General features: G+C 43.8%; 17 protein-coding genes and 1 pseudogene. 10 read left to right on the forward strand and 8 right to left on the reverse strand.

Features of this window, described 5'->3' with window-relative positions:
- Window positions 1-152 precede the first annotated feature (152 nt).
- The 3 genes from ACNPNW_RS11575 (at window position 153) to ACNPNW_RS11585 (ending at window position 3149) form a co-directional block, all read left to right on the forward strand.
- Window positions 153-824 (forward strand): hypothetical protein, encoded by a 672-nt coding sequence (locus ACNPNW_RS11575; protein WP_278356815.1) that lies wholly within the window; start codon window positions 153-155, stop codon window positions 822-824.
- A 20-nt stretch (window positions 825-844) separates the two neighbouring features.
- Entirely contained in the window at window positions 845-1651 is an 807-nt protein-coding gene (locus tag ACNPNW_RS11580; RefSeq protein ID WP_420938206.1) for an SDR family oxidoreductase, read from the forward strand.
- A 223-nt stretch (window positions 1652-1874) separates the two neighbouring features.
- Window positions 1875-3149 carry a glutaminase gene (locus ACNPNW_RS11585; protein ID WP_420938205.1) on the forward strand — a complete coding sequence of 425 codons (1275 nt, stop codon included), beginning with the start codon at window positions 1875-1877 and terminating at the stop codon, window positions 3147-3149.
- Between the two features lie 121 nt (window positions 3150-3270).
- Here the strand turns inward: ACNPNW_RS11585 and dhaK are convergent, their stop codons facing one another.
- A complete protein-coding gene (dhaK, locus tag ACNPNW_RS11590; protein ID WP_420938204.1) occupies window positions 3271-5001 on the reverse strand; it encodes a dihydroxyacetone kinase subunit DhaK in 1731 nt (576 codons plus the stop codon).
- Between the two features lie 289 nt (window positions 5002-5290).
- On the opposite strand from dhaK, the pseudogene ACNPNW_RS11595 reads away from it, so the two are divergent.
- Window positions 5291-5545 (forward strand): annotated as a pseudogene (locus ACNPNW_RS11595) (endonuclease domain-containing protein); the annotation flags it as partial.
- A gap of 93 nt (window positions 5546-5638) precedes the next feature.
- Here ACNPNW_RS11595 and ACNPNW_RS11600 read toward each other — a convergent pair.
- Both ACNPNW_RS11600 and metH read right to left on the reverse strand, forming a co-directional pair.
- On the reverse strand, window positions 5639-6469 hold the full coding sequence (locus ACNPNW_RS11600) for a TIGR02391 family protein (protein WP_420937230.1): 831 nt from the start codon (window positions 6467-6469) through the stop codon (window positions 5639-5641).
- Window positions 6470-6751: 282 nt separating this feature from the next.
- Complete coding sequence (gene metH, locus ACNPNW_RS11605) at window positions 6752-10438, reverse strand: methionine synthase (RefSeq protein WP_448766983.1); 3687 nt, start codon at window positions 10436-10438, stop codon at window positions 6752-6754.
- 536 nt (window positions 10439-10974) lie between these two features.
- Here metH and ACNPNW_RS11610 point away from each other — a divergent pair.
- Window positions 10975-12594 (forward strand): inorganic phosphate transporter, encoded by a 1620-nt coding sequence (locus ACNPNW_RS11610; protein ID WP_044111639.1) that lies wholly within the window; start codon window positions 10975-10977, stop codon window positions 12592-12594.
- A 394-nt stretch (window positions 12595-12988) separates the two neighbouring features.
- Here ACNPNW_RS11610 and ACNPNW_RS11615 read toward each other — a convergent pair whose 3' ends face one another.
- Both ACNPNW_RS11615 and ACNPNW_RS11620 read right to left on the reverse strand, forming a co-directional pair.
- A complete protein-coding gene (locus ACNPNW_RS11615) occupies window positions 12989-14530 on the reverse strand; it encodes a hypothetical protein (protein ID WP_420937228.1) in 1542 nt (513 codons plus the stop codon).
- Between the two features lie 219 nt (window positions 14531-14749).
- Window positions 14750-15367, reverse strand: coding sequence for a rhomboid family intramembrane serine protease (locus ACNPNW_RS11620; RefSeq protein WP_004646259.1), 618 nt, complete (start codon window positions 15365-15367; stop codon window positions 14750-14752).
- A 158-nt stretch (window positions 15368-15525) separates the two neighbouring features.
- Between ACNPNW_RS11620 and nfuA the strand changes: the two genes are divergently transcribed.
- Together nfuA and ACNPNW_RS11630 are read left to right on the forward strand one after the other, a co-directional pair.
- Window positions 15526-16164: a Fe-S biogenesis protein NfuA gene (nfuA, locus tag ACNPNW_RS11625; RefSeq protein WP_004279400.1), complete on the forward strand. Its 639-nt coding sequence runs from the start codon at window positions 15526-15528 to the stop codon at window positions 16162-16164.
- A 193-nt stretch (window positions 16165-16357) separates the two neighbouring features.
- The gene (locus ACNPNW_RS11630; protein WP_448766984.1) at window positions 16358-18457 is read left to right on the forward strand and encodes a TonB-dependent receptor domain-containing protein; all 2100 of its coding nucleotides are present in this window, start codon (window positions 16358-16360) and stop codon (window positions 18455-18457) included.
- 41 nt (window positions 18458-18498) lie between these two features.
- On the opposite strand, the gene ACNPNW_RS11635 is transcribed toward ACNPNW_RS11630, so the two are convergent.
- Both ACNPNW_RS11635 and ACNPNW_RS11640 read right to left on the reverse strand, forming a co-directional pair.
- A complete protein-coding gene (locus tag ACNPNW_RS11635; protein ID WP_420937227.1) occupies window positions 18499-19500 on the reverse strand; it encodes a hypothetical protein in 1002 nt (333 codons plus the stop codon).
- A gap of 14 nt (window positions 19501-19514) precedes the next feature.
- Window positions 19515-20552, reverse strand: a complete 1038-nt coding sequence (locus ACNPNW_RS11640; protein ID WP_420937226.1) for an alpha/beta fold hydrolase — start codon at window positions 20550-20552, stop codon at window positions 19515-19517.
- Window positions 20553-20867: 315 nt separating this feature from the next.
- Between ACNPNW_RS11640 and ACNPNW_RS11645 the strand changes: the two genes are divergently transcribed.
- On the forward strand, window positions 20868-21482 hold the full coding sequence (locus tag ACNPNW_RS11645; protein ID WP_420937225.1) for a carbonic anhydrase: 615 nt from the start codon (window positions 20868-20870) through the stop codon (window positions 21480-21482).
- Between the two features lie 43 nt (window positions 21483-21525).
- Here the strand turns inward: ACNPNW_RS11645 and ACNPNW_RS11650 are convergent, their stop codons facing one another.
- Window positions 21526-22155 carry an arylesterase gene (locus tag ACNPNW_RS11650; protein ID WP_420937224.1) on the reverse strand — a complete coding sequence of 210 codons (630 nt, stop codon included), beginning with the start codon at window positions 22153-22155 and terminating at the stop codon, window positions 21526-21528.
- 11 nt (window positions 22156-22166) lie between these two features.
- Between ACNPNW_RS11650 and ACNPNW_RS11655 the strand changes: the two genes are divergently transcribed.
- Together ACNPNW_RS11655 and ACNPNW_RS11660 are read left to right on the forward strand one after the other, a co-directional pair.
- Window positions 22167-22892, forward strand: a complete 726-nt coding sequence (locus ACNPNW_RS11655; RefSeq protein ID WP_420937223.1) for an ABC transporter ATP-binding protein — start codon at window positions 22167-22169, stop codon at window positions 22890-22892.
- A gap of 1 nt (window position 22893) precedes the next feature.
- Window positions 22894-25386 (forward strand): ABC transporter permease, encoded by a 2493-nt coding sequence (locus ACNPNW_RS11660; RefSeq protein ID WP_420937222.1) that lies wholly within the window; start codon window positions 22894-22896, stop codon window positions 25384-25386.
- The last annotated feature ends 23 nt before the right edge of the window (window positions 25387-25409 follow it).

A 25409-nucleotide genomic window follows, 5' to 3' on the forward strand; every position in this document is an offset into this window, starting at 1 on the left:
TGAAAAATTGGCTCTATTGTAGCAAAAAAAATAGTGCATGCGGCAGCTTAACCAAATGCAAACTTTAGCCAATTGGCATGTATAGCAACTCATCGTATGATAGAACGATAAAAAAACGCGACTCATCGCAGCATATCAAAAAGGATAATAAGATGAGCTATAGCATTTCCCTGAAGCTTCAACCTGAAACTCATCAGCGCTTTAAAGACCTTCATTTCCGATTAAATGCGGGCGAGCAAAACAGTCTGGCCAGACCCTTAGGTGAAAATCTGGCCGATATGGCCTGTGAAATTATTGACCAGATTTTTGGTCAGGTGGTGCAACTGGCCAACTCACCGGACAGTGAGTCTGAAAAAGTGATTCAGCAGATTATTCATACAACGCGTAAATATATGCCCTGGTCGGTTTCCTTATTTGGCAATGAACGGCTCATGCCAATGGTGAATTACCTGCATCAAATGACTTATGAACAGGCCGGTGATGCTTTTATGCGTTATCCGGTGGAAAAGATGCTGGTGATGGAACTGCTCGGCTGTGTTGACCAGATGAAAAATGGTAATCACCAGTATGTATCACCCGCTTTAAAAGCTTTTACTCAGGTGGTCGATCAAGGGGTGACGCATTTAATCCGTGAACCGAAAAAAATGTTGAAATTTAATGTGGTGGTCGATAAAACCTTGAATGGGGTGATTCATTTAACCACCCAGTTAGGCTATAAACGTTTTGACAAGCTCGGTAGCATCTATGATGCCGATACCATGAGTTATTATTTTGAGCATTTGCTGGCATTTCTGGAAGATGAAATGCCGCACCATATTCATTAAAACAAGGGAAATAGGATTTCATGGCGAAAGTTGAAGACTTAAATGGAAAAGTGGTCTGGATTACCGGCGCATCTTCAGGAATTGGCAAGGCGATCGCACAGCAATGTGCTGCACTCGGAGCACAGGTGGTACTGACTGCACGCCGGCATGAAGAACTGGAAAATGTTCGCCAAAGTCTCACCAATCCGGGTCAGCATATTTCAGTCATTGCCGATATCACGGATGAAAGCCAGGTTCGTCATGCCTATGAACAGGTTTTGCAACAAAAAGGCCGGATTGACTGGCTGATTAACAATGCCGGACTTAGCCAGCGTGCCCTGATTGCAGATACCACCATGCAGACTGAACGAGCCATTATGGAAGTCGATTACTTTTCTCAGGTGTTTCTTACCAAAATGGTATTGCCAACCTTTCTGGCACAAAAATCAGGTCGTATCGTCTTTATTTCCAGTGTGGCAGGTTTGCTCGGCACCCAGTATCGCGCATCCTATTCCGCAGCCAAAGCAGCGATTCATATGTGGGCTAACAGCTTGCGTGCGGAAGTTGCTGATCAGGGTGTTCAGGTCTCGGTGATTTTTCCGGGCTTTGTTCAAACCAATGTCTCATTTAATGCTTTAAATGGGGAAGGCAAGCCACAAGCCAAGCAGGATGAAGCGATTGAAAATGGGTTGTCGGCAGAAGATTTTGCCCGTCAAAGCGTACAAGCCTTGCAGTGCGGCGAAGAATATATTGTGATTGGCGGCAAGAAAGAAAAACTCGGTGTGCTGGTTTCGCGTATTTCACCCAAGGTGCTATACAAAATGATTCGTAAAACCAACGTTAAATAAATCATCCAGAGTAAAAAAGGGCAGTAGCGCCCTTTTTTATGTCTCTTAAAACATCAACAAAAATAACAATACTTAAAAATGCAATTCATTTCTGGAGAATTGCCCATAAAGGGAATGCAGCCGATAACATGGATATGCAGAAAATTACCTTTTCACTCTGGTACTTAAGCCAAAAGCCGGTATGTTAATTAAAAATAACAGCCAACTGGAATAAGCTCATTCGATGAAAACCCCGGTGCCCGATTATCTCCAGCATGTATTAACGGTCTGTCATGATAATGATCAGGACGCTTTGGCTGACTATATCCCTGAACTGGCAGCGGTAGATCCAAACAAGTTCGCTTTGGCGCTGACTACGGTGGATGGCACGATCTATTCTACGGGAGATGATGCAACCGAATTTACCATGCAGTCAATGTCCAAACCTTTTGCCTATGCCTTGGCATTGCAGCATTTGGGAATTCCAGCAGTACTGGAAAAGGTCGGCGTTGAACCTTCAGGAGAGGCTTTTAATCAGATTTCACTGGATAAAGAAACCAATCTTCCGAAAAATCCAATGATTAACTCGGGTGCGATCACCACGCATTCTTTGATTCCGGTACAAAAAGGCATTTCACGTGCGGAATGCTTGCGCCGTTTTTTAAGTGAGCTGGCAGGCCGTCAACTGGAATTCGACAAGCAGGTATATAAGTCGGAAGTCAAAACTGCATTCCGGAACCTATCGATTGGCTATATGCTGCGTACTGTAGGTGTGCTTGATTCGGATCCTGTGGAAATCGTCAATGGATATATCAAGCAATGTGCGATTAAGGTAACGGTCAAAGATCTGGCAAATATCTGTAGTGTGCTCGCTAATGGTGGTGTTCAGGCCAAAACTGGCAAACAGTTGTTAGAGCGTGATGTAGTGCGCCAAGTGCTCAGCGTGATGATGACCTGTGGCATGTATGATGCGGCGGGTGACTGGCTGACTACGGTGGGCATTCCTGCCAAAAGTGGTGTGTCGGGTGGAATTATCGGGGTATTGCCTGGGCAGGTGGGAATTGTGGTTTTTTCTCCTAAAATTGATGAGCATGGGCATAGTGTACGTGGGGTAGATATTTTTGAGCGTTTGTCGCGTGACATGGGCTTGCATCTGATGGAAGGGACGCCATCGGCACAGACCATTTTGCAAAGTCGTTATACAGCAGGTAAGAACAATGACATTATCGTGTATGAGCTGCGCGGTGTATTGCAATTTACCGAATCGGAAATGTTGCTGCGGATCTTGCAGGATGAGCCAGATGCTAAAACACGTATAGTCATAGACCTGACCAATTTGACTCTGATTCATGATGTGGGTGCACGCATGTTATTTGAAGGCGTTAAACGTTTACAAGCAGCTGGACACAAAGTGGTAGTCATTGATTCTGAAGGCGTATTGAGTGAAGAACAGGTAAAAGGCAATAAGCGGGTAGTAGTGACAGAAGAACTAGAGCGCTATTTGGACAAGTTTCATTAAGCCACATCCATAGGAATGAGTATGCCTTTCATTATTTGTGCTTTTAAACTTACTCAGTAGAGGAAATGAAATATAAAAAAGCCCCGAACAGTGTCGAGGCTCTTTTCAAATCTTGAAAAGTTTATTTAATATGCTCGGCAATGTCCGTAAAGATCACGCCTAAGCCGTGTGCGCCTGCGTCCGGATAGCTTAAGCTACGATCACCGACTGTACCAGCACGGCCCATACGCGCCACGATCTCTTTGGTGGATTCTGCACCTTTTACTGCGGCCTCTGCACCTAAGACAAAGTTTTCTTTAAACCTCTTGTCGGTATTGGCTGACCAAGAGTCTGCGCAAGGAACCAAAGCATCAATCAGGGTTTTGTCACCGACCACAGCACCACGACCAAATGAACGCTCACCTGTCACTTGAATACCTTTCACTGCTGCTTGCAGCATCTCGGCAAAATCTGCCACAGTTAATGTGGTTTTGCCTTGAATGGCTTTGCTCGCTGCACGAAACGCTGAACCCCAGATTGGACCTGATGCACCACCACAATGCTCCATGATAATCATGGAACTGTTCAGCAAAAATTCATCCATGTACTGCGCTTGAATCAGGCCTTGCCATTCGCGTTTCAGTTGTTTAAAGCCTTTGGCTACACTCATACCAAAATCACCGTCGCCTGCATGGGCATCCAGCTCACAGAATGGCACTTCATTTTTGATAATGCAGGCCGCCATCACATCGACCACATAACGCATGTTTTCAATCGTGAATTGCTCGTTCTGAATTTCAGCATGTTCTGCTGCGGTTTCGACTTGAATATTAGCATGACTTTCTGCTGCTACGTCTTGTGCTGCAAATTCAAATGGTAGTGCAGGTGAGCCATCCAGCTTAAAGGCAGGGGTATTGGCTTCCGCATCCAGATAGGTTTTCAGTTCATCATCCACAGCAAGCAATGAAACCGAAGCCCCATTCATGTCGATACTGGTCATGTAGTTGCCAACGAATGTGCGGTAAATCTTGATACCTTTACGGGCCAGATGTTCGCATACATCATTGTTAAACACATACAGTTCTTGCATTGGCGTTGAACCAAAGCCATTCACCAACACCGCAACTTCTTGCATGTCAGGACGGTCAAGGAATAAGTCATCGATAATACGTTGTGCCAGCTCTTTGGATGGCAGGATTTTTTCACGACGGATACCCGGTTCGCCGTGGATGCCGACGCCGTATTCCATTTCATCATTCGCCAAGGTGAAGGTGGGTGTGCCTTTGGCAGGAACGGTACATGAGGTATAGGCGAAACCAAGACTAATCACGTTATCTGCTGCTTTTTGAGCCACGGCTTTGACTTCCGCAAGCTCTAAACCTTTTGATGCTGCTGCACCTGCAATTTTATGTACAAATACAGTACCCGCCACGCCACGACGACCAACCGTATAGAGGCTATCTTTAACGGCAATATCATCCGCCACTTTGACATAATCGACTTTAATGCCATCTTCTGCTGCCAAAGCTGCACCATTCTGGAAATTCATCATATCGCCAGAATAGTTTTTGATGATCATCAGTACACCTTTGTCTGTCGCGACATGTTGCAGGGCTTTGTAGACCTGAATTTGAGAAGGTGATGCAAATACATCACCACACACGGCCGCGTCTAACATGCCAGTACCCACAAAGCCTGCATGTGCAGGTTCGTGACCACTGCCACCGCCACTGATCAGTGCCACGTTGTTGTGTTTCTCTTTACGTGAAATGATTTTATGGGATTCGGTAAATTGTAGTTCAGGATGGGCAAGGACAAAGCCTTTGCACATTTCGACAACCAAGTTTTCAGGGTTGTTGATGAGTTTTTTCATGGAGGAAGGCCTTCACGTATTCTGGGAGATGTGTAAAGTCTTATTATTATGGAAATGTTTGAAATTTGCAGACTGAAAAGTGTAAAAACAGATGATTTTGGGGTGAGCGGTTAGAAAAGGGGCAGTTTCAGATTTTTTATTGGTTGTTAAATTTTACCTCTCCCTAACCCTCTCCTAAAAGGAGAGGGAATGTCTATTCATAAATTTATGTCAGCATTTAAATAGTAATGAATGCTCCCTCTCCCATTGGGAGAGGGTCGGGGTGAGGGATTTTGTAAAGTAAATATGAGGTTTGCAGTTCTATCGGCAAAAGCCAATTTTAAATTACATCGTGAATTTTTACTGTCCTGCTGTGAATTTGGTGATTGAGTGCGATGGCAGTCAACACTTTACAAATGAAGGCTTAGAAGCGGATCGGGTCCGAGATGAAGCCTTGGCTCAACTCGGATTGAAAGTGCTTAGGTTTGATAACGGGCAGGTGATCGAACAGTTGGATAATGTGGTAGAAGTGATTTATCGATTTATTCAACAAGAATCTCCCTAAATCCCTCTTTGAGAAAGAGGGACTTCATGCGAATTTTATGATGGTTTTGGATTCGTGCTGTTCCTCCCTTTTCAAAAGGGAGGTTAGGAGGGATTATATTTGCCCTTCATACATTTTTTTAGCTTCAATTACTTTGTCTAATTTTCTATGAATTAAAGATACTGTTGATAATATATCTAAGGCATCTTGTTCATCTATACTCCATGTAATTTTGGGAGCATGGGCTGTAGTATTTCTAAATGTTCCAAATATGCCTTTGAGTAAATGCATAAAACCATTCTGTTCACTCTGATAGCTCGGTGTGGTTAAATTATTTAAGGCTAAATAAGGCACTTTATTTTTATACGAAAAAGCTTGATCAACTAATTCAGCTCCATCAGAAGTTAGATTCGTTTTAAGTCTGATTTTCTCAGCAATACTTTTAGTAGCTTCAAATACTGCATGAAAATAGTTATCTACAAGTAATTCTGCTTTGCAGAAAGTAAGTACATCAGGATGAATTTTTCTATCTAATAATGATTTTCTTAAATTTTGTGCTCGTGCTTCAGCCTCACTGAAAGTTTGAACTTTTTCAGCGTACTTGATTTCCCCACTTTCTGTTAATTCAAAACCTTCGAAAGATAAAGCAAAATTTAAATCATTTTTTATGTATTCAAACCACTCTTTCCTATTTATGTGTCTTGATGGGCGCATAACGTGCTTTATAAAAGCTAAAATATGATTTGAGCAACGGTCATTGTGTTGTTTGCTATTTAAAGCTTCGTATAGACGTTTCCATTTGGTGATATTCGGTTGAAGGTCAGGGATATGACATTCTGCTAGATATTTGCCTATCTCAGTTCCAGAAAGTCCATCATTCGTTTCACCGAGAATTTTACATATTGACTCTAAACTTCCTGAATCTAGAATTTTTATGATAGCCATTATTTAATGTTCAATTTTTAGTATTTATTCATTTTAAGTAATTGTTTTATTTATATCAATTAATCCCTCCCAATCTCCCTTTAAAAAGGGAGGAGTTGTCACGTAAATAATTTGATACGTGGAAGTCCCTCTTTAACCTAGCGACATATATGGCTCAGGATTTAGGGGGATTAAAAGATTAAAAACAAAAATCCCCTCGATTGAGGGGGATTTTTTATTCGATACGAATGGATTCTTCCCCCTTTATCAAAGGTGAGAAGCATCGCTTCGCAAGGAGGGGGATTACACCACAGAATCATCCAAATTCGGTGCTAACCAACGTTTCGCTTCATCTAACGTCCAACCTTTACGCTTCGCATAATCTTCCAACTGGTCGCCAGAGATTTTACCCACGTTAAAGTATTCAGTTTCAGGGTTTGCATAATAGAAACCGCTCACTGATGAAGGTGGCCACATCGCAAAGCTCGTCGTCAAGTACGTACCAATCTTGTCGGTTGTACCTAACCAATCAAAGAGTGGTGCTTTTTCAGAATGCTCAGGACAAGCAGGGTAGCCCGGTGCAGGACGAATACCGACATACTTCTCTTTGATCAATTCTTCATTTGAAAGCTGCTCATCTGCTTGGTAGCCCCAGAACTCTTTACGAATACGCTCATGTAAGTGCTCCGCAAATGCTTCTGCAAAACGGTCACCCAAGGCTTGAACCATAATTGCGTTATAGTCATCGCCTTTGGCTTTGTATTCTTGAGATAACTCTTCCGCACCGAAGATTGACACGGCAAAGCCACCCAAGTAATCCTGAGCTACATCTTTTGGCGCAATAAAGTCAGCCAGAGAGTAGTTTGCTTTGCCAGTGACTTTGTCAGACTGCTGACGTAAGTGTTCGAAGCTGTGCGTTATATTGCCTGATTCATCAGCAACGGCAACTGTATCTGCTGCTACACGGTTTGCAGGATAAATACTAAACGTCGCACGCGCATCGAAACGTTTATTCTCGATGATGTCTTTCAGCATTGCTTGCGCTTGTTCATACAAGTCACGCGCTGCTTCACCAACAACTTCATCTTCAAGGATTTTCGGGAATTTACCCGCCAAGCTCCATGAAATAAAGAACGGCGTCCAGTCAAAATATTCCACCAAAGCTTCAAGCGGATAATTTGTGAAAGTTTCTGAACCGATGAAGTTCGGCTTAACCGGTGCATTCTTGTCGAAGTCGATCTTGAAGCCGTTTTCAACCGATTCTTGATAAGACAATTTAGCCGCTTTCGGTTGCTTGTTCGCAAGACGGGTACGGATTTTTTCATAATCCGCTGCATAGTCAGCCAAAAGCTTAGGTTTCATCTCAGGAGAGAGCAACTGCGTGGCTACACCCACGGCACGCGAAGCATCCGCGGTATAAAGCACGCCATCATTATGATATTGCGGTGAGATTTTCACTGCGGTATGCGCTTTAGAAGTCGTTGCACCACCAATCATCAGTGGAATGTTAAAGCCTTTACGTTGCATTTCTTTGGCAACAAAGACCATTTCATCCAATGACGGCGTGATCAGACCAGACAAACCGATGATATCAACTTTTTCATCAATCGCAGTTTGCAGAATCTTCTCGCAAGGTACCATCACGCCAAGGTCAACGATGTCATAACCGTTACAGCCCAATACTACGCCAACGATGTTCTTACCGATGTCGTGTACATCGCCTTTCACCGTAGCCAGCAGGATTTTACCTTTGGCCTCAGCTTGAGTTTTCTCGGCTTCAATGAACGGGTTCAACCAAGCAACAGCCTGTTTCATTACACGTGCAGATTTCACCACTTGCGGCAAGAACATTTTACCGGCACCGAACAAGTCACCGACCACGTTCATACCGGCCATCAATGGACCTTCAATCACATCCAGTGGGCGTGTAGAGTTTAAACGCGCTTCTTCGGTATCCTGGTCAATATAAGTCGTGATGCCTTTTACCAATGCATATTCAAGACGTTTCTCAACAGACTCATTACGCCATTCCAGGTTTTCTTCGGCTTTTTGCGTACCACTTTGACCACGGTATTTTTCAGCAACAGCAAGCAGTTTTTCTGTCGCTTCCTGACCACTTTCACCTTGGTTCTGGTTTAAAACAACATCTTCAACGGCTTCTTTCAGTTCTTTATCGATGTCATCGTAAATCGCCATCTGACCGGCATTTACAATACCCATAGTCATGCCTTGCTGAATGGCATGGTACAGGAACACTGAGTGAATCGCTTCACGTACCGGTTCGTTACCACGGAACGAGAATGATACGTTCGACACACCACCAGAAATCATCGCATTTGGCAGGTTCTGTTTAATCCAGCCAGTCGCTTCAATAAAGTCCACGCCATAGTTGTTGTGTTCTTCAATACCGGTCGCAATCGCAAAGACGTTCGGGTCAAAGATAATATCTTCAGACGGGAAGCCCACTTCATTCACGAGAACATCATATGAACGCTTACAGATTTCTTTTTTGCGCGCAGCTGTATCGGCCTGACCATCTTCATCAAATGCCATCACGATAACCGCAGCACCATATTGACGGCAGAGGCGGGCACGTTCGACAAACTCGTCATGACCTTCTTTCAGGGAAATCGAGTTCACCACAGCTTTACCTTGCACACATTTCAGGCCCGCTTCGATAATCTCCCATTTAGAAGAATCCAGCATGATTGGCACGCGTGAAATATCCGGCTCAGAAGCAATCAGATTCAGGAAATGCACCATCGCACCTTGCGAATCGAGCATGCCTTCATCCATGTTGATGTCGATGACCTGCGCACCAGCTTCAACCTGTTGACGGGCAACATCAAGCGCTTCGGCGAAGTTTTCTTCACGAATCAGACGCAGGAATTTTTTCGAACCGGTGACGTTGGTACGTTCACCGACGTTCACGAACAGTGAATCTTTGGTGATGTTAAATGGCTCTAAACCACTTAAACGACACGCAGGCTCAATTTCAGGAATTTGACGAGGGGTAATGCCTGCAACAGCATTTGCAATCGCACGTATATGATCCGGCGTAGTACCACAGCAACCACCGGTAATATTAATTAAGCCGCTTTCTGCAAATTCTTTAATAAATGCTGCGGTTTCTTCCGGCGTTTCATCATAACCACCGAAGGCATTTGGCAAACCAGCGTTTGGATGCGCTGAAACAAAGGTATCAGCAACGTCAGACACGGTTTTCACGTGTGGACGCATCGCATCTGCACCTAGGGCACAGTTAAAGCCGATAGATAACGGCTCTGCATGACGCATTGAGTTCCAGAAGGCTTCAGCGGTTTGACCAGTCAATGTACGACCTGATGCATCCGTGATCGTACCTGAAATCATGATTGGCAGTTCATAGCCCAATTCTTTAAAGACTTTTTTCACCGCAAAGATCGCGGCCTTGGCATTCAAGGTATCGAACACAGTTTCGATCAGGATGATATCTGCACCACCTTCAATCAATGCTTTGGTTGATTCGATATAGTCAACTTTTAAAGCATCAAAGGTGATGTTACGGAACGCCGGGTCATTCACGTTTGGAGAAATAGATGTTGTGCGTGATGTTGGTCCGATCACACCGGCTACAAAACGCGGTTTTTCAGGCGTTGAATATTTGGCACAGGCTTCTTTGGCCAGACGCGCTGCTTCACGGTTAATTTCAGGAACCAGATCTTCCATGTGGTAATCCGACATTGAAACGCGGGTACCGTTAAAGGTGTTGGTTTCAATAATGTCGGCGCCAGCTTCCAAGTAAGCTTCATGAATGCCTTGAATGATCTGTGGCTGAGTCAGTACCAGCAAATCATTATTACCTTTGAGATCATAGGCCCAGTCAGCAAAACGCTCACCACGATAATCGGCTTCTTCCAGTTTATGGCGCTGGATCATGGTACCCATCGCACCATCGATAATTAAAATTCTTTTGGCAAGAAGTTCTTTTAAAGTGGTAAGTGTAGACATTCAAACTTTCTCAGCAGAAATCAAAAAAAACGATGCTAATCTTAGCAGATTAGTTGGCTGATTTCTGCTGGCATTGCTCAGAATGATGGATAAGCATGATATGAAAATTTGATAAGTCATCTAGATAAACAACAAGTTTTAAAATCCGGATCAGAAAATATTGCAATTTCGAATCTGATTCGATGTCTTTGAGGCAGTAAACAAAATCAAAAAATTAAGCTGATGCTTTCATTCATGAAATTGTCATATTGATGGCTTATGCTGTGTAACTGAAACTTTTACTCAGCTTGATGACAAGCAGGGTGTGAATCGTTTTAGTAGCAAATTATGTGCGGTTTTTAAGCTTAAATAAGCTGGAATCTTATCTTAAGTAAATGATTTATAAAATCAAAATCTAGTGTTTTAGTCGGAATTAAACAGGACGAATAGCAGCAAGAAAATCCAAATAATTGCTTCATATGACAGCAGTTTGTCATATAATTGTCACAATTTAACTGAACAATATGGGGATTCTTGAATCCTCTATTCCTGCTTGCATGAATCCTAATCAAACTCCCGTAGATTCAGCACACGGGTCGGCTTCCCAAAAGTCGACCAATGTTCATGTGCCAACACCGAAATTTTTTATGCCGGTGTTCCTGACTCTTATTATCACTACGCTGATTTATATCGGCTTCCAGTTGTCTGCAGATTTAGCGCATGTACCGGCCTTGGGCTTGTATTCAGTTATTTTGTTAGCGACGGCACTTTTTATTGCGTTGAGCTTTGAGTTCGTCAATGGCTTCCACGATACCGCCAATGCAGTTGCCACGGTCATTTATACCAATGCACTTTCAGCTCCTGTCGCAGTGATGTGGGCCGGCTTCTGTAACTTCCTTGGGGTTATGGTCGCCAGTGGTGCGGTCGCTTACGGTATTATTGCGTTATTGCCGGTCGAGCTGATCATGAATGTTGGCTCCGGAGCAGGCTTTGCCATGGTCTTTGCCATGCTGATCGCGGCTATTCTCTGGAATCTGGGAACCTGGTTCCTCGGTATTCCGGCATCCAGTTCACATACCCTGATCGGTTCGATTCTGGGTGTGGGCATCATGAACTATATTCTGAATGCCGGTACTGGCGCTTCAGGGATAGACATGGAGCAGGTAATGAAAGTCGGTAAGGCGCTGTTATTCTCGCCTTTAATCGGTTTTGCATTTGCTGCGATTGTGTTCCTGCTGGTGAAAAAAATCTTCAAGCGTCAACTGGAACTGTTCCAGCCACCTGAAGGTAACAAGCCACCACCACCATTGATTCGTGCCATGCTGATCTTTACCTGTACTGGGGTGAGCTTTGCCCATGGTTCAAATGACGGTCAAAAAGGTATGGGCCTGATCATGCTGATCCTGATCGGCTGTGTGCCTTTGGCGTACTCGCTGAACAAGAATCTGGATGCACAACATATTCAGTCTTTTGGTCAGTTATCTGCACAAACAGCGGATGTGATCTATCCAAATCATCAGGATATTCCGGATGAGCAAGCTCGTGATGTCATCACCAAGTACATTCAGACCAAGGAAATTACCCCTGAAGTCGTGCCTGCCTTGGCAAGCTTGACGGATCATCTGGGTGAAAAAGTTGGTAGCTATACCAGTATTAAGGATGTTCCTGAAGCTCAAGTTTCTGAATTCCGTAATGACATGTATCTGAGCACTACAGCATTTAAACGTCTGGATAAAGCAGAAGCTTTACCGGCAATGAGTGCTGCGCAGGAAAAAACAGTGGATGAATACCGTGACAATCTGGATTCATTCCTGCAATACATTCCGACCTGGGTGAAGGTGGCAACAGCCTTGGCACTTGGTCTGGGTACGATGGTCGGCTGGAAGCGTATTGTCGTGACGGTTGGTGAGCGTATTGGTAAACAGCATATGACTTATGGTCAGGGTATGTCTGCCGAGCTTGTTGCGATGTCGACCATTGCTGCAGCAGATGGTTTCGGTATGCCGGTATCAACCACCCATGTATTGAACTCTGCAGTAGCAGGTACCATGGTGGCGAACAAGTCCGGCTTGAACTTCCAAATGGTGAAAACCATTCTGTCTGCCTGGATCTTTACTTTACCAGCAACGATCTGTCTTTCAGGTGGTTTGTACTGGGTACTGTTAAAAGTGTTCTAAAAAGATGTGATGTAAAAAAACGCTGCTACGGCAGCGTTTTTTTATTGGATTTTTAAAGTCCTTTCCCTTTGGGAGAGGATTTAGGAGAGAGAAAATGCTTATGTGGGGCTTCTGTCATTTGCAAAAATGACCTCTGCCTAACCCTCACTTGCGCTTCGTTTTAAAAGCGGTGCTTTAAAACTTGCTCAGGAGAGGGAACTACATTAATTATTCAAATAGACAGTTTAAGTTAAATAGTATTCATTTTATTAAAAAACGTTTCTTTAGATGCTTAATACTAATTTGAATCCATTGGGGAAGCTCCCTCTCCCTTTGGGAGAGGGCTGGGGTGAGGGGATAAACATTAAATAAAAGTTTATCTAACGTAGAAGAAGTCTCGAAAGAAGGAAATAAATTACTTCTTTAACTTACTCAACAATCCCTTTGGTAACTTCTCCATCGTAAAACCATACAGCGCAGCAAAAGGCAATGCAGTACGCGCCAGATAAGCAACCCGCCACAAACCACCATGATTCGCACCATGCATCATTAACTCAAGCGGATGGTTAAGTTTTACTTCAGGATTGGCCACTGATTCTGGATTACGCAGATCATGAATCCATAGTGCTGCCATAATTGCATTGGTGGTTTCAGGCGCGAAAGCTTCAACATCAAACAGGCTGGCGCCATTGAACGCAGCTTTTAATAGCGGATTCTTGGTGACTGAATAAGTGGTCGTAGAAGGCGCAATATTGATGCTAACTCGTTGGCCTTGAGCACGCGCTAAGGTAGCACGCCATTGCTGGATACGTTTTGCCAGCGCGTAGTTTGGGCCTTGTTCAACGACCAGGCAGTCACAGATACCATAAGCCTGATCACCAGACTGAATCAGCTCATGGCCATTTTTCTGGAAAAAGTGTTGACGGCTTAAAGTCGAAACACCTTTGGAAATCAGGGTTTGTACCTTAGAGCGTTCCGCATATTTTTCTTTTGAGGCTTCGATCACTTCAGCTGGAACAGCATATACATCGGTCGGCGTACACATGTACATCAGGCTGGTATTGGCTTTGTGCTGGCTGACATGCTGCATAATGGCATCCATTGCCATCGAAACACGGACATGCTTTTCACCATCAAGATAAGCAATTGCAGCCAGATCCAGATCCTGTTCGAATTGTAATAACCATTTGGCAATTTCGGGAATCTGGGTCAGCAAATTTGCGCCCAATTTTTCTTTTAAAGTATCAAGTGAAGTGTCAGCAGGCAGGTCTTCAGTACATGGCGCATACAGTGTGGCATTGCCTTGGCTAATGGTATCGACAATCTTGCCCCAAACCCGGGTGTTCGGCAGATCAATCGCCACAATATTGGCTTTCCATTTCGCCAGCCAGGTCAAAGGGCCGGCTTCAGATGCTGCACCAAACAGCACAGTGGTCCGATCGGAAAGATCAAACCATTCAGGATGCACGACACATTCACGTAGGGCATTGGCATGACTGGTTTCCACGATGCCTTGGCTTTCCCAGCGCTCAATTTGCTCCAATAAGGCGTCACCTTGCAGTTTTTGACCGTGGTAGGGCACATACCATTCTGATGTCGATTTGCTATTACCTGTCAGCTTGACGGTATGCAACTGACCTGCGGGCAGAGTTAAAGCATCTTGCAATACATACTTTTGACCATCACGGTAAAATTCAAAAGTCTGATGAGCCTTTGCCAATCCATCTTCGGCAATTTTCAAGCTGGCTTCAGGGGAACTTAATCCTTGCTCGACCAGCTGCTTAAAATGCACAGTATACTGTTTGCGCCAGTTTTTTCCTGATTGTGCCTGTTGAGAACTGCGTGAATCGACATTGGCTAAGGCGGCTGCGATGATCGCGCGTCCTGCTTTGGAGCTACTCGGTTTTTGTTGCGGAGACTGAAGAGGAAATTGAAGACCGTCTGGTGTAATGGACATGCAAAATATCTCGTAATTGACAGTAATTAATATACAGATGTATACATTATCGCTGCAAAATTCACTCCAAGATTGGCATTAAGTGACATCATCACTTTCTAATATATTACGAGATGTTTCAAACAAATAAGAGAGCAGTAGCTCTCTTATCAATTTTTAGCAGAAATATAAGGCTTAACTCATATGTAGCTTTATTCCCTCAGTATTTAAAAAACCTAATTAAAACGGAACCTGCATCAGTTTATTCAGGAAATGCGGAATCAGGCGTGGTTCCAGAATAATCGTCATGACCACCCCGTAAGCCGCTCCCCATAAATGCGCGCTGTGATTAATATTGCTATTGCCTTTTTTGCCTGACCAGATGCTATAGGCCACATACAGCACAGCAAAAATAATTGCAGGAACCGGAATGAAAAACACAAAGATCAACTTCCAAGGTTCAAACAGAATATAGGCAAACAGTACAGCCGACACTGCACCGGAAGCGCCTAGACTGGCCCAGCGCGCATCATTTTTATGCTTTAGGTAACTTGGCAGAATCGCTGCGATCAGACCACCGAGGTAAAACAGGATAAAACCCAAGTCATACAGATATTGACGATAAAAGCTTTCAATCACGCTGCCAAAAAAGAACAGGGTAATCATATTGAACAAGAGATGCGCTCCATCCGCATGGATAAAGCCATGCGTAATAAAGCGATCATATTGTCCACGTTGCAGTGCCGGTGGCCAGAAAATCAGGCGATTCATCACCGTCTCTTTGGAGAAAGCAATAAATGACACAATACAGGTGATCAGAATAATGGTAACGGTATGATTAAAAGGTAAATCAAGCATATAAATGATTCTAATGGTGCCTATTTGCCAATTATCATGCCATTAAAATTGAGCTAAAGTTGTACTTTTATAATAAATCCGACAATTTTAGTTGATTTTTAAAAATTACCCCGCATCTTCAGTTAAAATGGCCGCTTGAGCTTGAGGAAATTATTGTTATGTCGACTGAGAACAGCAGCACTCCAGTTGTTGGTGAAATTCCCAACTTATTGATTACACCAACAGCACAAGAGTATTTAAAGGATCTACTGGATAAACAGAACACCCCGGGTATTGGTGTGCGTGTTTTTGTAGAGCATCCGGGTACTCCTCGCGCTGAATGTTGCATGGCCTATAGTGCACCTGATGAAGTTGTACCGACAGATTATAAGCAGGAATATCCTGATTTCCCTGCTTTTATCGACTCGCCATCTATTCCGTATTTACTCGATGCCGTGATTGACTACAACAAAGACCGTTTTGGTGGTCAGTTGACATTCCGTGCACCGAATTCCAAAGTACCACGTGTAGGTCCAGATGCATCGGTAGAAGAGCGTATTACCTATGTATTACAGTCTGAAATCAACCCGGGCCTGGCAGGTCATGGTGGTAACTGTGCACTGGTTGAAGTCAAAGAAGACCCTGAAAAAGGTTTAACCGCTGTACTTAAATTTGGTGGTGGTTGCCAGGGCTGTTCAGCGATTGATATCACTTTAAAACAAGGTGTTGAAACCACATTAAAACAACATGTACCAGAGTTAATGCATGTCGTTGATGAAACGGATCATAGTCAGTCTGAAGGTGCGTATATGAAATAAGCTGTTCTATATAACAGTTTATTTATCGCATTTTAAAAAACCTCGAAATTTCGAGGTTTTTTTATATCTGGCTTAAAAACCAGTGAATGTTAATGATAATAATTATCAATATTAATTGCATTCAATTGAAAAGATGTTACACTTCGCAACCGAATAAACATGATCTCTTCATAAATATTGGGGCGTACAAAGTATGAATAAGCCATTCTTAAAAACAACTTTAGCTTTTGCCGTATTCACAGCAATGACTGTTTCAGTACAAGCGCAGGACCAAGTTACTGAAGAAAAAGAAGGCGTAGTGCAATCTGAGACGACCAAGTTACAAACGATTGTGGTGACTGCGAGTGGGCAGGCGGTGGATGTTAAATCTGCCCCAGCTTCAATTAGTGTCATTACTGCCGAAGAAATTCAAAAACAACCCGTTTCAAGTCTGGCAGATATTTTAAAACGTGTACCTGGTGTAACAGGGGGACTTAGTTCAAATGGGGCTGGCTCAAAAATTCAATTACGTGGCATGCCTGAAAATTACACACTTATCTTAATTGATGGAAAACGTGTAGGTTCATCCAGAGATACCAACTATCGTGCAAACTTGGGTCATCAAGATCTAAACTGGGTTAGACCAGAAATGATTGAACGCATTGAGGTCGTACGTGGGCCAATGTCTTCTTTATATGGTTCTGATGCGATGGGTGGCGTGATCAATATCATTACCAAAAAAATCCCTTCAGAATGGGGAGGGTCTTTTACCTTAAATCATACTGTGCCGACTACATCTTCTGATTTGGGCCGAACGATACAATCAGGACTAGTCGGATATGGCCCTTTAACAGATACGCTCGGCATGCGTGCCACAGTCGGGATCACTGAACAGGAAGCAGATCAAGGCTATCAAATTTCTGATCGTAATATTCCTGGAATGGTGGGCAGTAAGGCAACAGGACAATCGGGTAGCCGTGATCAAAATGCGAATTTAAAATTTGATTATACGCCGAATGATATTCATAGCCTGTCTTTAGAACTGGGCTATGGGTTGCAGCAAGATAACCCGTCTACCACATCACAGGTGGTAGATGGCCAAGAACAGGCTGTATTATCTTGGGGTCCGTCAGAGTTAGAACACCGTTCAATTTCCTTGTCACATGATGCCAAGTTGGCTTTTGGTGATTCAAAAATTACTGCTTACTATAATGATTATGATCAAAGTCAGGTGACAGAGACGGGGCCGACCACACAAAAATCCAAGGAAAGCATTGTAGAGGGTAATCTCAATATTCCGTTTCAGTTAGGGGTTGAGCATATCGCTACAGTGGGAGGCCAGTGGAAATCAGAAGAGTTGATCAATACACGTAATATTGGGCTTTCTATTCCAAGTTATGATGGAAATGAATATGGTTCAGAGCTAGAAGGAGATACTTGGGCGCTGTTTATTGAAGATAAAATTATTTTTAATGATCAAGTACATTTAACACTGGGGAACCGTTTTGATCATCACGATAAATTTGGCACACATAATAGTCCCCGTGCTTATCTGGTGCTGCAACCAAATGAAGCCTTGACTGTCAAAGGGGGTGTTGCTCAGGGCTTTAGAGCACCTTCATTAAAAGAGAATACTGCAGGTGCCGCGACTCGTTCAGGGGGGAATGGATGTACATCACTTAAGCCTTTGGGTTATGTATCGGGCGGATGTTATATGGCTGGTAATGCAGACTTGCAGCCTGAAGAAAGTACTAACTATGAAATTGGATTTAATTTTGCTCAAAATGACTTTGATCTCGGTTTAACCTATTTCCACACAGATTTTAAAAATAAAATTGAATATCGTGCTTTAGGCGAAATTAATGGTGTCTGGTGGACACAATATCAAAATGCTGAAAAAGCGCGTGTACGAGGCTTGGAGGCAAGTGTAGCATTACCACTTTTAGATAGTTTGAGCTGGAAAACCAATGCAACCTATTATTTTGAGTCAAAAAATTTAGTGACAGGCAAAAATCTCTCAACGATTCCAGAGTTGTCAGTTTATAGTGCACTCAACTGGACGCCCACTGATCCACTTTCCTTGGAACTTGCAGCGCAATATACTGGTGAGCAATATACAGCAAGTGCTGAAGATACAGTGGTGATGCAAAAGCCACATACCGTATTTAATCTGTCTGCAAATTATGAAGTGAATGATCAAGTCACTGTTCGAGCCGGATTAAATAATTTATTTGATAAAAAACTGTCAAATGCTTCAAATGATTATTATCTGGATCGTCAGCAAGTATTTGCCGGATTAACCTATAATTTCTAATTTAAGCAGATAAAAAAGCCGCTATAAAGCGGCTTTTTTATCTAAATTTTAAGGATTTTTAAAGTATCTTCATGATAATAAAATTGTTCCAGATATTTGCGTGCACGTTCACGTAAATGACCCTGTGAAACCATCTGCTGGATTACCGGACTGAGCAGTTGCTGCAATTCATTCTGAATTAGCGCTTCATCAATATTCAAATCACGTAATAATTGATCAAAAGTATGTTCCTGATTGCGGACATACCAAGTATGAATTCCGTCATGCACTTGCTGCTGTAAATAGTCTGTCTGACGTATGTGATCCCAGATGTCATGACCTAAGCCGACCGTCTGATTCAGGTCCTGCAACTCAATATAATTCTTCAAGACAGATACTGGCATGTCCTTGATTTTATGCCAGAGATTGGCCTGAAAATGATAGAGTTTCTCGTCGTCAAAATGTTGGTTCAGCACATGCTCACTCATCTGGCTAAGCTTCAGAATGTTCTTTTGCAGATAACGTGCAATGGTGCTATCGAGGTTGGTATCGGTGACATTTTCCAGTACCGATTTGCCCATTTTCATAAAGCGGGAAACCCCGGGTACACTTTTGGCAATCATGGAGTTATCCAGATAATCCTGAATGGAATGCTGGATCAATTGGGTAATCATGGCTGAAAATGCCGGATTATTGACTACGGTTTTAATCAGACGCTGCCGATGGCCACTTTTGCTGGCCACATACTGGGCGATCTTGTCTACGGTCAGGACTGGGATCAGATCGGCAATTGTGGTGGAATCATTGGCCGGATGCACCAGGGCAAAACGGATATGTTCGGCAATCTGTTCAATCAGAAAGCTGCTGGCAGCAGTACCCAGAATCTGTTTTTGCAACAGCTGATTGATCAGTTCACAGTTCCACAGCTCTTTTAGAGTTTGTTTACGCAGCCACAAATAAAACGCATGAAACTCGCTTTGAATCGTTTCAGATTGAGAAAATGCCTGATCGAGAAAATCAAGTTGAGCATCGATCAACTGCTCAATCATCGGGTGTTTCTGCATAGCATCTCTGAAACTTAATTTAAAGGAATGAGTTTATCAGCAAGCGGGTTTTTTAGGGTCTGTGTCTTGGCCAGAAAAGGCAAATAATGTTGTGCGACCTGTTTTTCTGCTTCCAGAATCGGCATATGCCCGACATTATTTAGAATCACCGGTTTTTCGGCACGTTTCAGCAGGGCATGTAGTTCTTTGACCACTTCGACATTAATGATCCGATCCTGTCTGCCCCATAAAATCAAGGTTGGCGCTTCGACCGTGCGGGTCAGGCGGGCGAAGGTTTCCGGTGTATAAATCCGGTTTAGCATCACCACCTGATCAATTGATTTACTGGTTTGTTCAGCGCGTGAAATCAGCAGTTTTTCCTGTGCATGTCGCAACTGATAAGGAATCACTGGCGGGTTCTGCATCAGCTGTTTGGAAACATCTTGAAGATCACCGGGTTTGCTGACGATCAGATCTTTTAAGGCCTGTGGATCTTTGGTATAGGGCGTATTCCCCATTTTATACAGGCCAGCGCTATTGATTAAAAAAAGACTTTGCGTATCGAAAGGGTATTGCGAGGCATAGACTGTGGCAATCGAACCACCCAAGGAATGTCCAGCAATATGTAAATTCTCGTCCACATTTAAGGTTTCAATAAATAAACGTAGCTGAGAGGTCACATTGGGCACAGAAACATCAAAATTGTCCGGAACTTTGGTGTCGCCGTTGCTCGGCAGATCCGGAATAATGACATGATAATAGGGCGTCAGAAACTGCGCGACCCGGTTCCAGTTGTCACGGGTGCCGGCCAGACCATGAATCAGTAGAATGGATGGTTTGTTCTTGGCACCGCCTTCGCTATAGCTCCAGGTGACCTCGCCAATTTTGAGGGTCTTGGATTTGAGTCCGGCAAGATTACGTTCTTGCAACAGATGCTGCTGCAAGACTTTGGCAGAAGTTTCATTTTTCTGGCTAAACAGTATTTGAGCCTGTGTCAGGCCCGGTAATGCCATGCTTAAGGCAACCAAGGCTGAACAGATCATTTTCGAGCGCAATTTTATTATTTTCTTCATTGGCCATTCCCCAAAACAAACCCAGTGAGCAAATTGCTCAATCAAAATACTTCCATGTTATAAATTTGCAATTTTCATTCAAATAAAAACATTATTCTTCACCCTATTTTAAATCAATCCTTGCGCTTGTCACCCATTAGTTTTTTGCTAGATTGCATTAAATGGCTGGAAAGTGTGATGTATTGCGCATAATTTCCCTGCGGAAATGAAATTAAATAAATGCTAAAAATTTAATCAGCTAAGATTTTTTGCAAGTGACATTCAAAAAAACTGGCAGTAAGATATTGCAACTAAAACCATCGGTGATAGAAAAGAATGCTCACAGCTCAAGAAGCTTTAGAACGTCTTAGACAGGGTAACCAACGTTTTGTCAGTGGCGATACCACGCATCCAAAACAACTTAGCCACCAACAGCGCGCAGAAATGGCAGAGGATCAGAATCCGTTTGCGATTGTTTTGGGATGTTCAGATTCGCGCGTTCCAGCCGAAATGGTTTTTGATCAGGGTCTCGGCGATCTTTTTGTGATTCGTGTTGCAGGTAATATTGTTGCACCCTCACAGGTCGGCAGTGTTGAATTTGCTGCGGCACGTTATGATTGCGCGATTGTGGTGGTGTTAGGTCACAGTCACTGTGGTGCGATTAAAGCCACTATTGATACCTTGATGTGCCCAGATTGCCCGCCATCGGCAAACCTGATGTCGATTGTGAACCGCGTACGTCCTTCCGTGGAAACTTTAATGCAAACTGAACTGAAAAATGACTTGGCAAAATTATCCAAGCATGCAGTACGTTCCAACGTATTTGCTTCGGTAAATCAGTTGCGTCATGGTTCAGCCGTTCTGGAAAACCTGATCGGACAAGGAAAATTAAAAGTCGTGGGTGCTGAATATTCATTGGAAACTGGTGAAGTGATATTCTTCGACTTCTAATCACGATTCATCTGAATACATTCTAAAATAAGTTAAAGGCGCTTTATAAAGCGCCTTTAATATACGGATAAGCATTATTTAACAGGATCGTCTGTGCTTTGGCATTCGGATGAATCAGATCCTTTTGCATCAATATTTTATTACCGGCGACACCTTGCATAAAGAAGGGCAATAACTTCACCTTATATTGCTGACTCACCACTTTATAATTATTTTCAAAAGCCTTGCTATAGGCCTGCCCGTAATTAGGCGGCATTTTCATACCAAATACGATGACCTTGGCTTTGGTTTTCTGACTCTGTTGAATCAGGCTGGCTAAATTTTTTTGAATCATTTGCGGTGGTTGTCCACGCAAGCCATCATTGCCACCTAACTCAATGACCACAAGGTCTGGACGATGCGTCTGCAGCAATTTTGGTAGTCTGGCCAGTGCTCCGCTGGTGGTTTCGCCACTGACACTTGCATTGACCACTTTATGCTGTTTCGGATACTGTTGCTCTAAACGCTTTTGTAATAAATGTACCCAGCCTTGCTGGGGCTGGATACCATAACCTGCACTTAAACTATCACCTAAAATCATAATCGTCTTTGCTGAAACCCCAAGAGGTAACAGGCACAGACTGAGCAAAAAAAAGTAAGGCAATAGCCGAGTTTTCTGATTAAGATCTTTCATATAGGACACGTATGATTCAAAGCAGCAACGATTCGACCATCATGCCACAGGCTATTATTTCTGCCCAGAAATTGACACAAAAGATACAACTTTCACAAAAACAGCTCACCATTTTTGAGGATCTTGATCTGGAGATTCAGGCCGGGGAGCAGGTGGCAATTACCGGTCGTTCCGGTTCCGGAAAATCCACATTACTGGGTATTCTGGCGACACTGGATCAGGCAAGTTCAGGTCAGCTTATGGTCTGTGGCGAATCAGTGTCTAACTTGAATGAAGAACAACGTGCACTGGTACGTTTAAGAAATATCGGGTTTGTCTTTCAGTCTTTTCAGCTCTTACCGCACCTGACTGCACTTGAAAATGTAATGCTGCCATTACGTTTGCAACCTGGTTTTAAATATGCAGAAGCTGAGCAAAAGGCGTTGGCATTACTACATAAAGTCGGTCTGGATCGACAGGCGCAGCAAACGCCGAAAGTACTGTCTGGCGGTGAACAACAGCGTGTAGCCATCGCTCGTGCACTGGTCAGTGAACCAAAAATCATTTTTGCCGATGAACCTACAGGCAATCTCGATGGTGAAACGGCCAGAGAAATTGAACAACTACTCTTTCAACTAAACCAGGAACTGGGGACGACTTTGGTGCTGGTCACGCATGATCGCAAACTGGCACAGCAGTGTCAGCGGCATTTTGAACTGCTGAATAGCGAGCTGATTGAACATCCGAGTGGAGGATGAAATGAATCCATTATTTCGTCCTTTACTGACGCAAAGCTTTAAAACCACCGGGATTTATCTGCTGATTATTGCCTTAACACTGGCGATCAGTGCGACTACTGCACTCAAGTTTAGTAACGAGCAGATCCAAAATGCAGTCGCCTTGCAGGCAGCAGAAATGTTGGCTGGTGATCTGGTGCTTTCAGATAATGAGCCGTTGCCAAAGCAGTGGCGTGATCAGGCCAAGCAGCTGGATTTAAAGCAGTCAGAAGTCACTTTCTTTAGCAGTATGGCCTATACCGATGCGCAGTTTGTCATGGTCAATGTCAAAGCCATTGATCAGGCTTTTCCTTTGCGTGGCGAACTGCGGGTGCAACCGGCAAAAAAGTCGATTCAGTCTGGTGAAATCTGGCTCAGTCCACGAGCCATGGATTTGCTCAAAGTCAAATTGGGGGATCAGCTCAATATTGCCGATGCAGCATTCAAAGTCACCGCCAAGATTGAACAGGACTCCAATCAGGAGCTTGGATTTTCCGGATTTTCACCAACGGTGATTATCTCCCAGGCGGATGTGTCACGAACTAATGCCATTCAGGTAGGGAGCCGGATTGAATATCGCTTACTCATGGCTGGCCGTCCGGATGATACCCAACAATATGAAGCCCTGTTCAAGCAGCAGGTCAAGTCAGCAAACGGCTCGGCTGAAACGCCAGCGGAAGTACAAGGGCAGGAGTTTGAGGAGCAAAGCAGTCTCAGGTTACGCAATGCCAGTGAAGGCAATACCCGCTTGATGAAGCCAATCGCCAATCTGGACACTTTCCTGCAACTGGCCAATATTCTGACCATTCTATTATGCGGGATTGCTATAGCCTTAACCGCGCAGCGCTATGTGCAGCAGAATCAGGATCATATTGCCTTGATGCGTTGTATCGGTGCCACCAAGCAGCAGATTCTGTCGGCTTATCTGGCTTTACTCGGGATGGTGCTGTTGATTGCGATGCTAATTGGTACCGTGGTCGGGATCAGTCTGGGTTATGGCCTGTTACAGTTGATGTTGCAGCTGATTCCGAATTTGCAGATTGAGTTTTCCGCTATCGCAATGTTGCTCGGCCCATTGCCGGTCGCGATGCTGACCAGTGCTGTAGTGTTACTCGGTTTTGTGATGCCAAGCTTATTGCAACTGCTGAATACGCCACCGATTCGGGTGATCCGCCAGCAGGAAAAATCAGTGCAATCTATGCTGTGGATGCTGCTGACCGGAACGCTCAGCCTGATTATTTTTAGTGTGATTTTGACTGAAAATCTTTTGCTGACCGCCTGGGTGATTGGCGCGATTATTGTGTTATGTGCGGTGTTGTATCTGACGGTATGGGGGGTGTTGAAACTGCTGCGGAATATGAAGCTGAATCTGTCAGCCTATGTACGCACACCTTCTCAGACCGCCTTGCAGATTACGGCTTTAGCCTTGGGCTTGAGCCTGATTACAGTATTGGCAGTCTTGCGTACCGATCTGCTAGATCGTTGGCAGCAACAGTTACCGGAAGGTACGCCGAACCAGTTTGTTTATGGCTTACCGCCTTTTGATATGCCGGATCTCAAAGCCCAACTTGAGCAGAATGGCTGGAAAAGCACACCGCTATATCCAAATGTCCGTGGGCGTCTGGTCGCCAAAAATGATCAGCCATTTGCCGAAGAGTTGGTTAAAAGTAGCAATACTTTAAGACGTGAGCTGAATCTGACCCAGTCAAACCGCTATCCTCAGGATAATGTGATTGTCAGTGGTGACGCGGTATTAAAACAAGTCGGCACCGTATCGGTCGAAGCCAATACTGCTGAAGAGTTAGGGATCAAGATTGGAGATAAACTCAGTTTCAGCCTGCCGGAAGGGATACTGGAAGCTAAAGTCGTTAATCTAAGAACCGTCGAATGGGAAAGTTTTAGTCCCAACTTTTTCTTTATCTTTGCACCCAATACCATGGATGCCAATGCCGGCAGTTATCTGGGCAGTTTTTATGTCCCGGAGGTAGATAAGGGCAAACTGGTGTCTGTGATCCAGCAATTTTCCAACACGGTGTTTATTGATGTCAGCCTGATTCTGGAAGAGATCAAACGCATTGTGAATGTGCTAGTGCAAATCGTGACCATTCTGGCAGTACTGGTCAGCATTTCCGGTTTTCTGGTGCTGATGGCCTGTTTGAACCTGTTGATGGACGAACGCAAACGTGAAGTAGCTTTGCTCCGATCATTCGGTAGTTCCAAGCAGAAACTGAAAACCATGATGAGTCTGGAAATTGGTTTTATTGGGCTGTTTGCCGGAATAGTTTCCTGCCTGTTTGCCGAAGTGATCAGTGCGATTGCCAGTTATAAAATGGATTTAATGATTCAGCCGCATTGGGAAATCTGGATTATCCTGCCGATCTTTATGACCGCTTTATGTGCGCTGATTGGCCGATATCGTCTGAGTTATCTGTCGGATATTCCGCCTTTACAAAGCTTGCGCGAGATGAATCAATAAGATTCATCTCCGCGGTTTTAAAC

Source organism: Acinetobacter endophylla (assembly GCF_053543775.1).

Bases quoted from the DNA above. Each gene is read 5' to 3' on its own strand.
- ACNPNW_RS11580 (WP_420938206.1), top strand. From the start codon at position 845: ATGGCGAAAGTTGAAGACTTAAATGGAAAAGTGGTCTGGATTACCGGC.
- ACNPNW_RS11615 (WP_420937228.1), bottom strand. From the start codon at position 14,530: ATGTCCATTACACCAGACGGTCTTCAATTTCCTCTTCAGTCTCCGCAA.
- metH (WP_448766983.1), bottom strand. From the start codon at position 10,438: ATGTCTACACTTACCACTTTAAAAGAACTTCTTGCCAAAAGAATTTTA.
- ACNPNW_RS11630 (WP_448766984.1), top strand. From the start codon at position 16,358: ATGAATAAGCCATTCTTAAAAACAACTTTAGCTTTTGCCGTATTCACA.
- ACNPNW_RS11640 (WP_420937226.1), bottom strand. From the start codon at position 20,552: ATGAAGAAAATAATAAAATTGCGCTCGAAAATGATCTGTTCAGCCTTG.
- ACNPNW_RS11585 (WP_420938205.1), top strand. From the start codon at position 1,875: ATGAAAACCCCGGTGCCCGATTATCTCCAGCATGTATTAACGGTCTGT.
- ACNPNW_RS11610 (WP_044111639.1), top strand. From the start codon at position 10,975: ATGAATCCTAATCAAACTCCCGTAGATTCAGCACACGGGTCGGCTTCC.
- ACNPNW_RS11635 (WP_420937227.1), bottom strand. From the start codon at position 19,500: ATGCAGAAACACCCGATGATTGAGCAGTTGATCGATGCTCAACTTGAT.
- ACNPNW_RS11620 (WP_004646259.1), bottom strand. From the start codon at position 15,367: ATGCTTGATTTACCTTTTAATCATACCGTTACCATTATTCTGATCACC.
- dhaK (WP_420938204.1), bottom strand. From the start codon at position 5,001: ATGAAAAAACTCATCAACAACCCTGAAAACTTGGTTGTCGAAATGTGC.
- ACNPNW_RS11660 (WP_420937222.1), top strand. From the start codon at position 22,894: ATGAATCCATTATTTCGTCCTTTACTGACGCAAAGCTTTAAAACCACC.
- ACNPNW_RS11650 (WP_420937224.1), bottom strand. From the start codon at position 22,155: ATGAAAGATCTTAATCAGAAAACTCGGCTATTGCCTTACTTTTTTTTG.
- ACNPNW_RS11655 (WP_420937223.1), top strand. From the start codon at position 22,167: ATGATTCAAAGCAGCAACGATTCGACCATCATGCCACAGGCTATTATT.
- ACNPNW_RS11645 (WP_420937225.1), top strand. From the start codon at position 20,868: ATGCTCACAGCTCAAGAAGCTTTAGAACGTCTTAGACAGGGTAACCAA.
- ACNPNW_RS11600 (WP_420937230.1), bottom strand. From the start codon at position 6,469: ATGGCTATCATAAAAATTCTAGATTCAGGAAGTTTAGAGTCAATATGT.
- nfuA (WP_004279400.1), top strand. From the start codon at position 15,526: ATGTCGACTGAGAACAGCAGCACTCCAGTTGTTGGTGAAATTCCCAAC.
- ACNPNW_RS11575 (WP_278356815.1), top strand. From the start codon at position 153: ATGAGCTATAGCATTTCCCTGAAGCTTCAACCTGAAACTCATCAGCGC.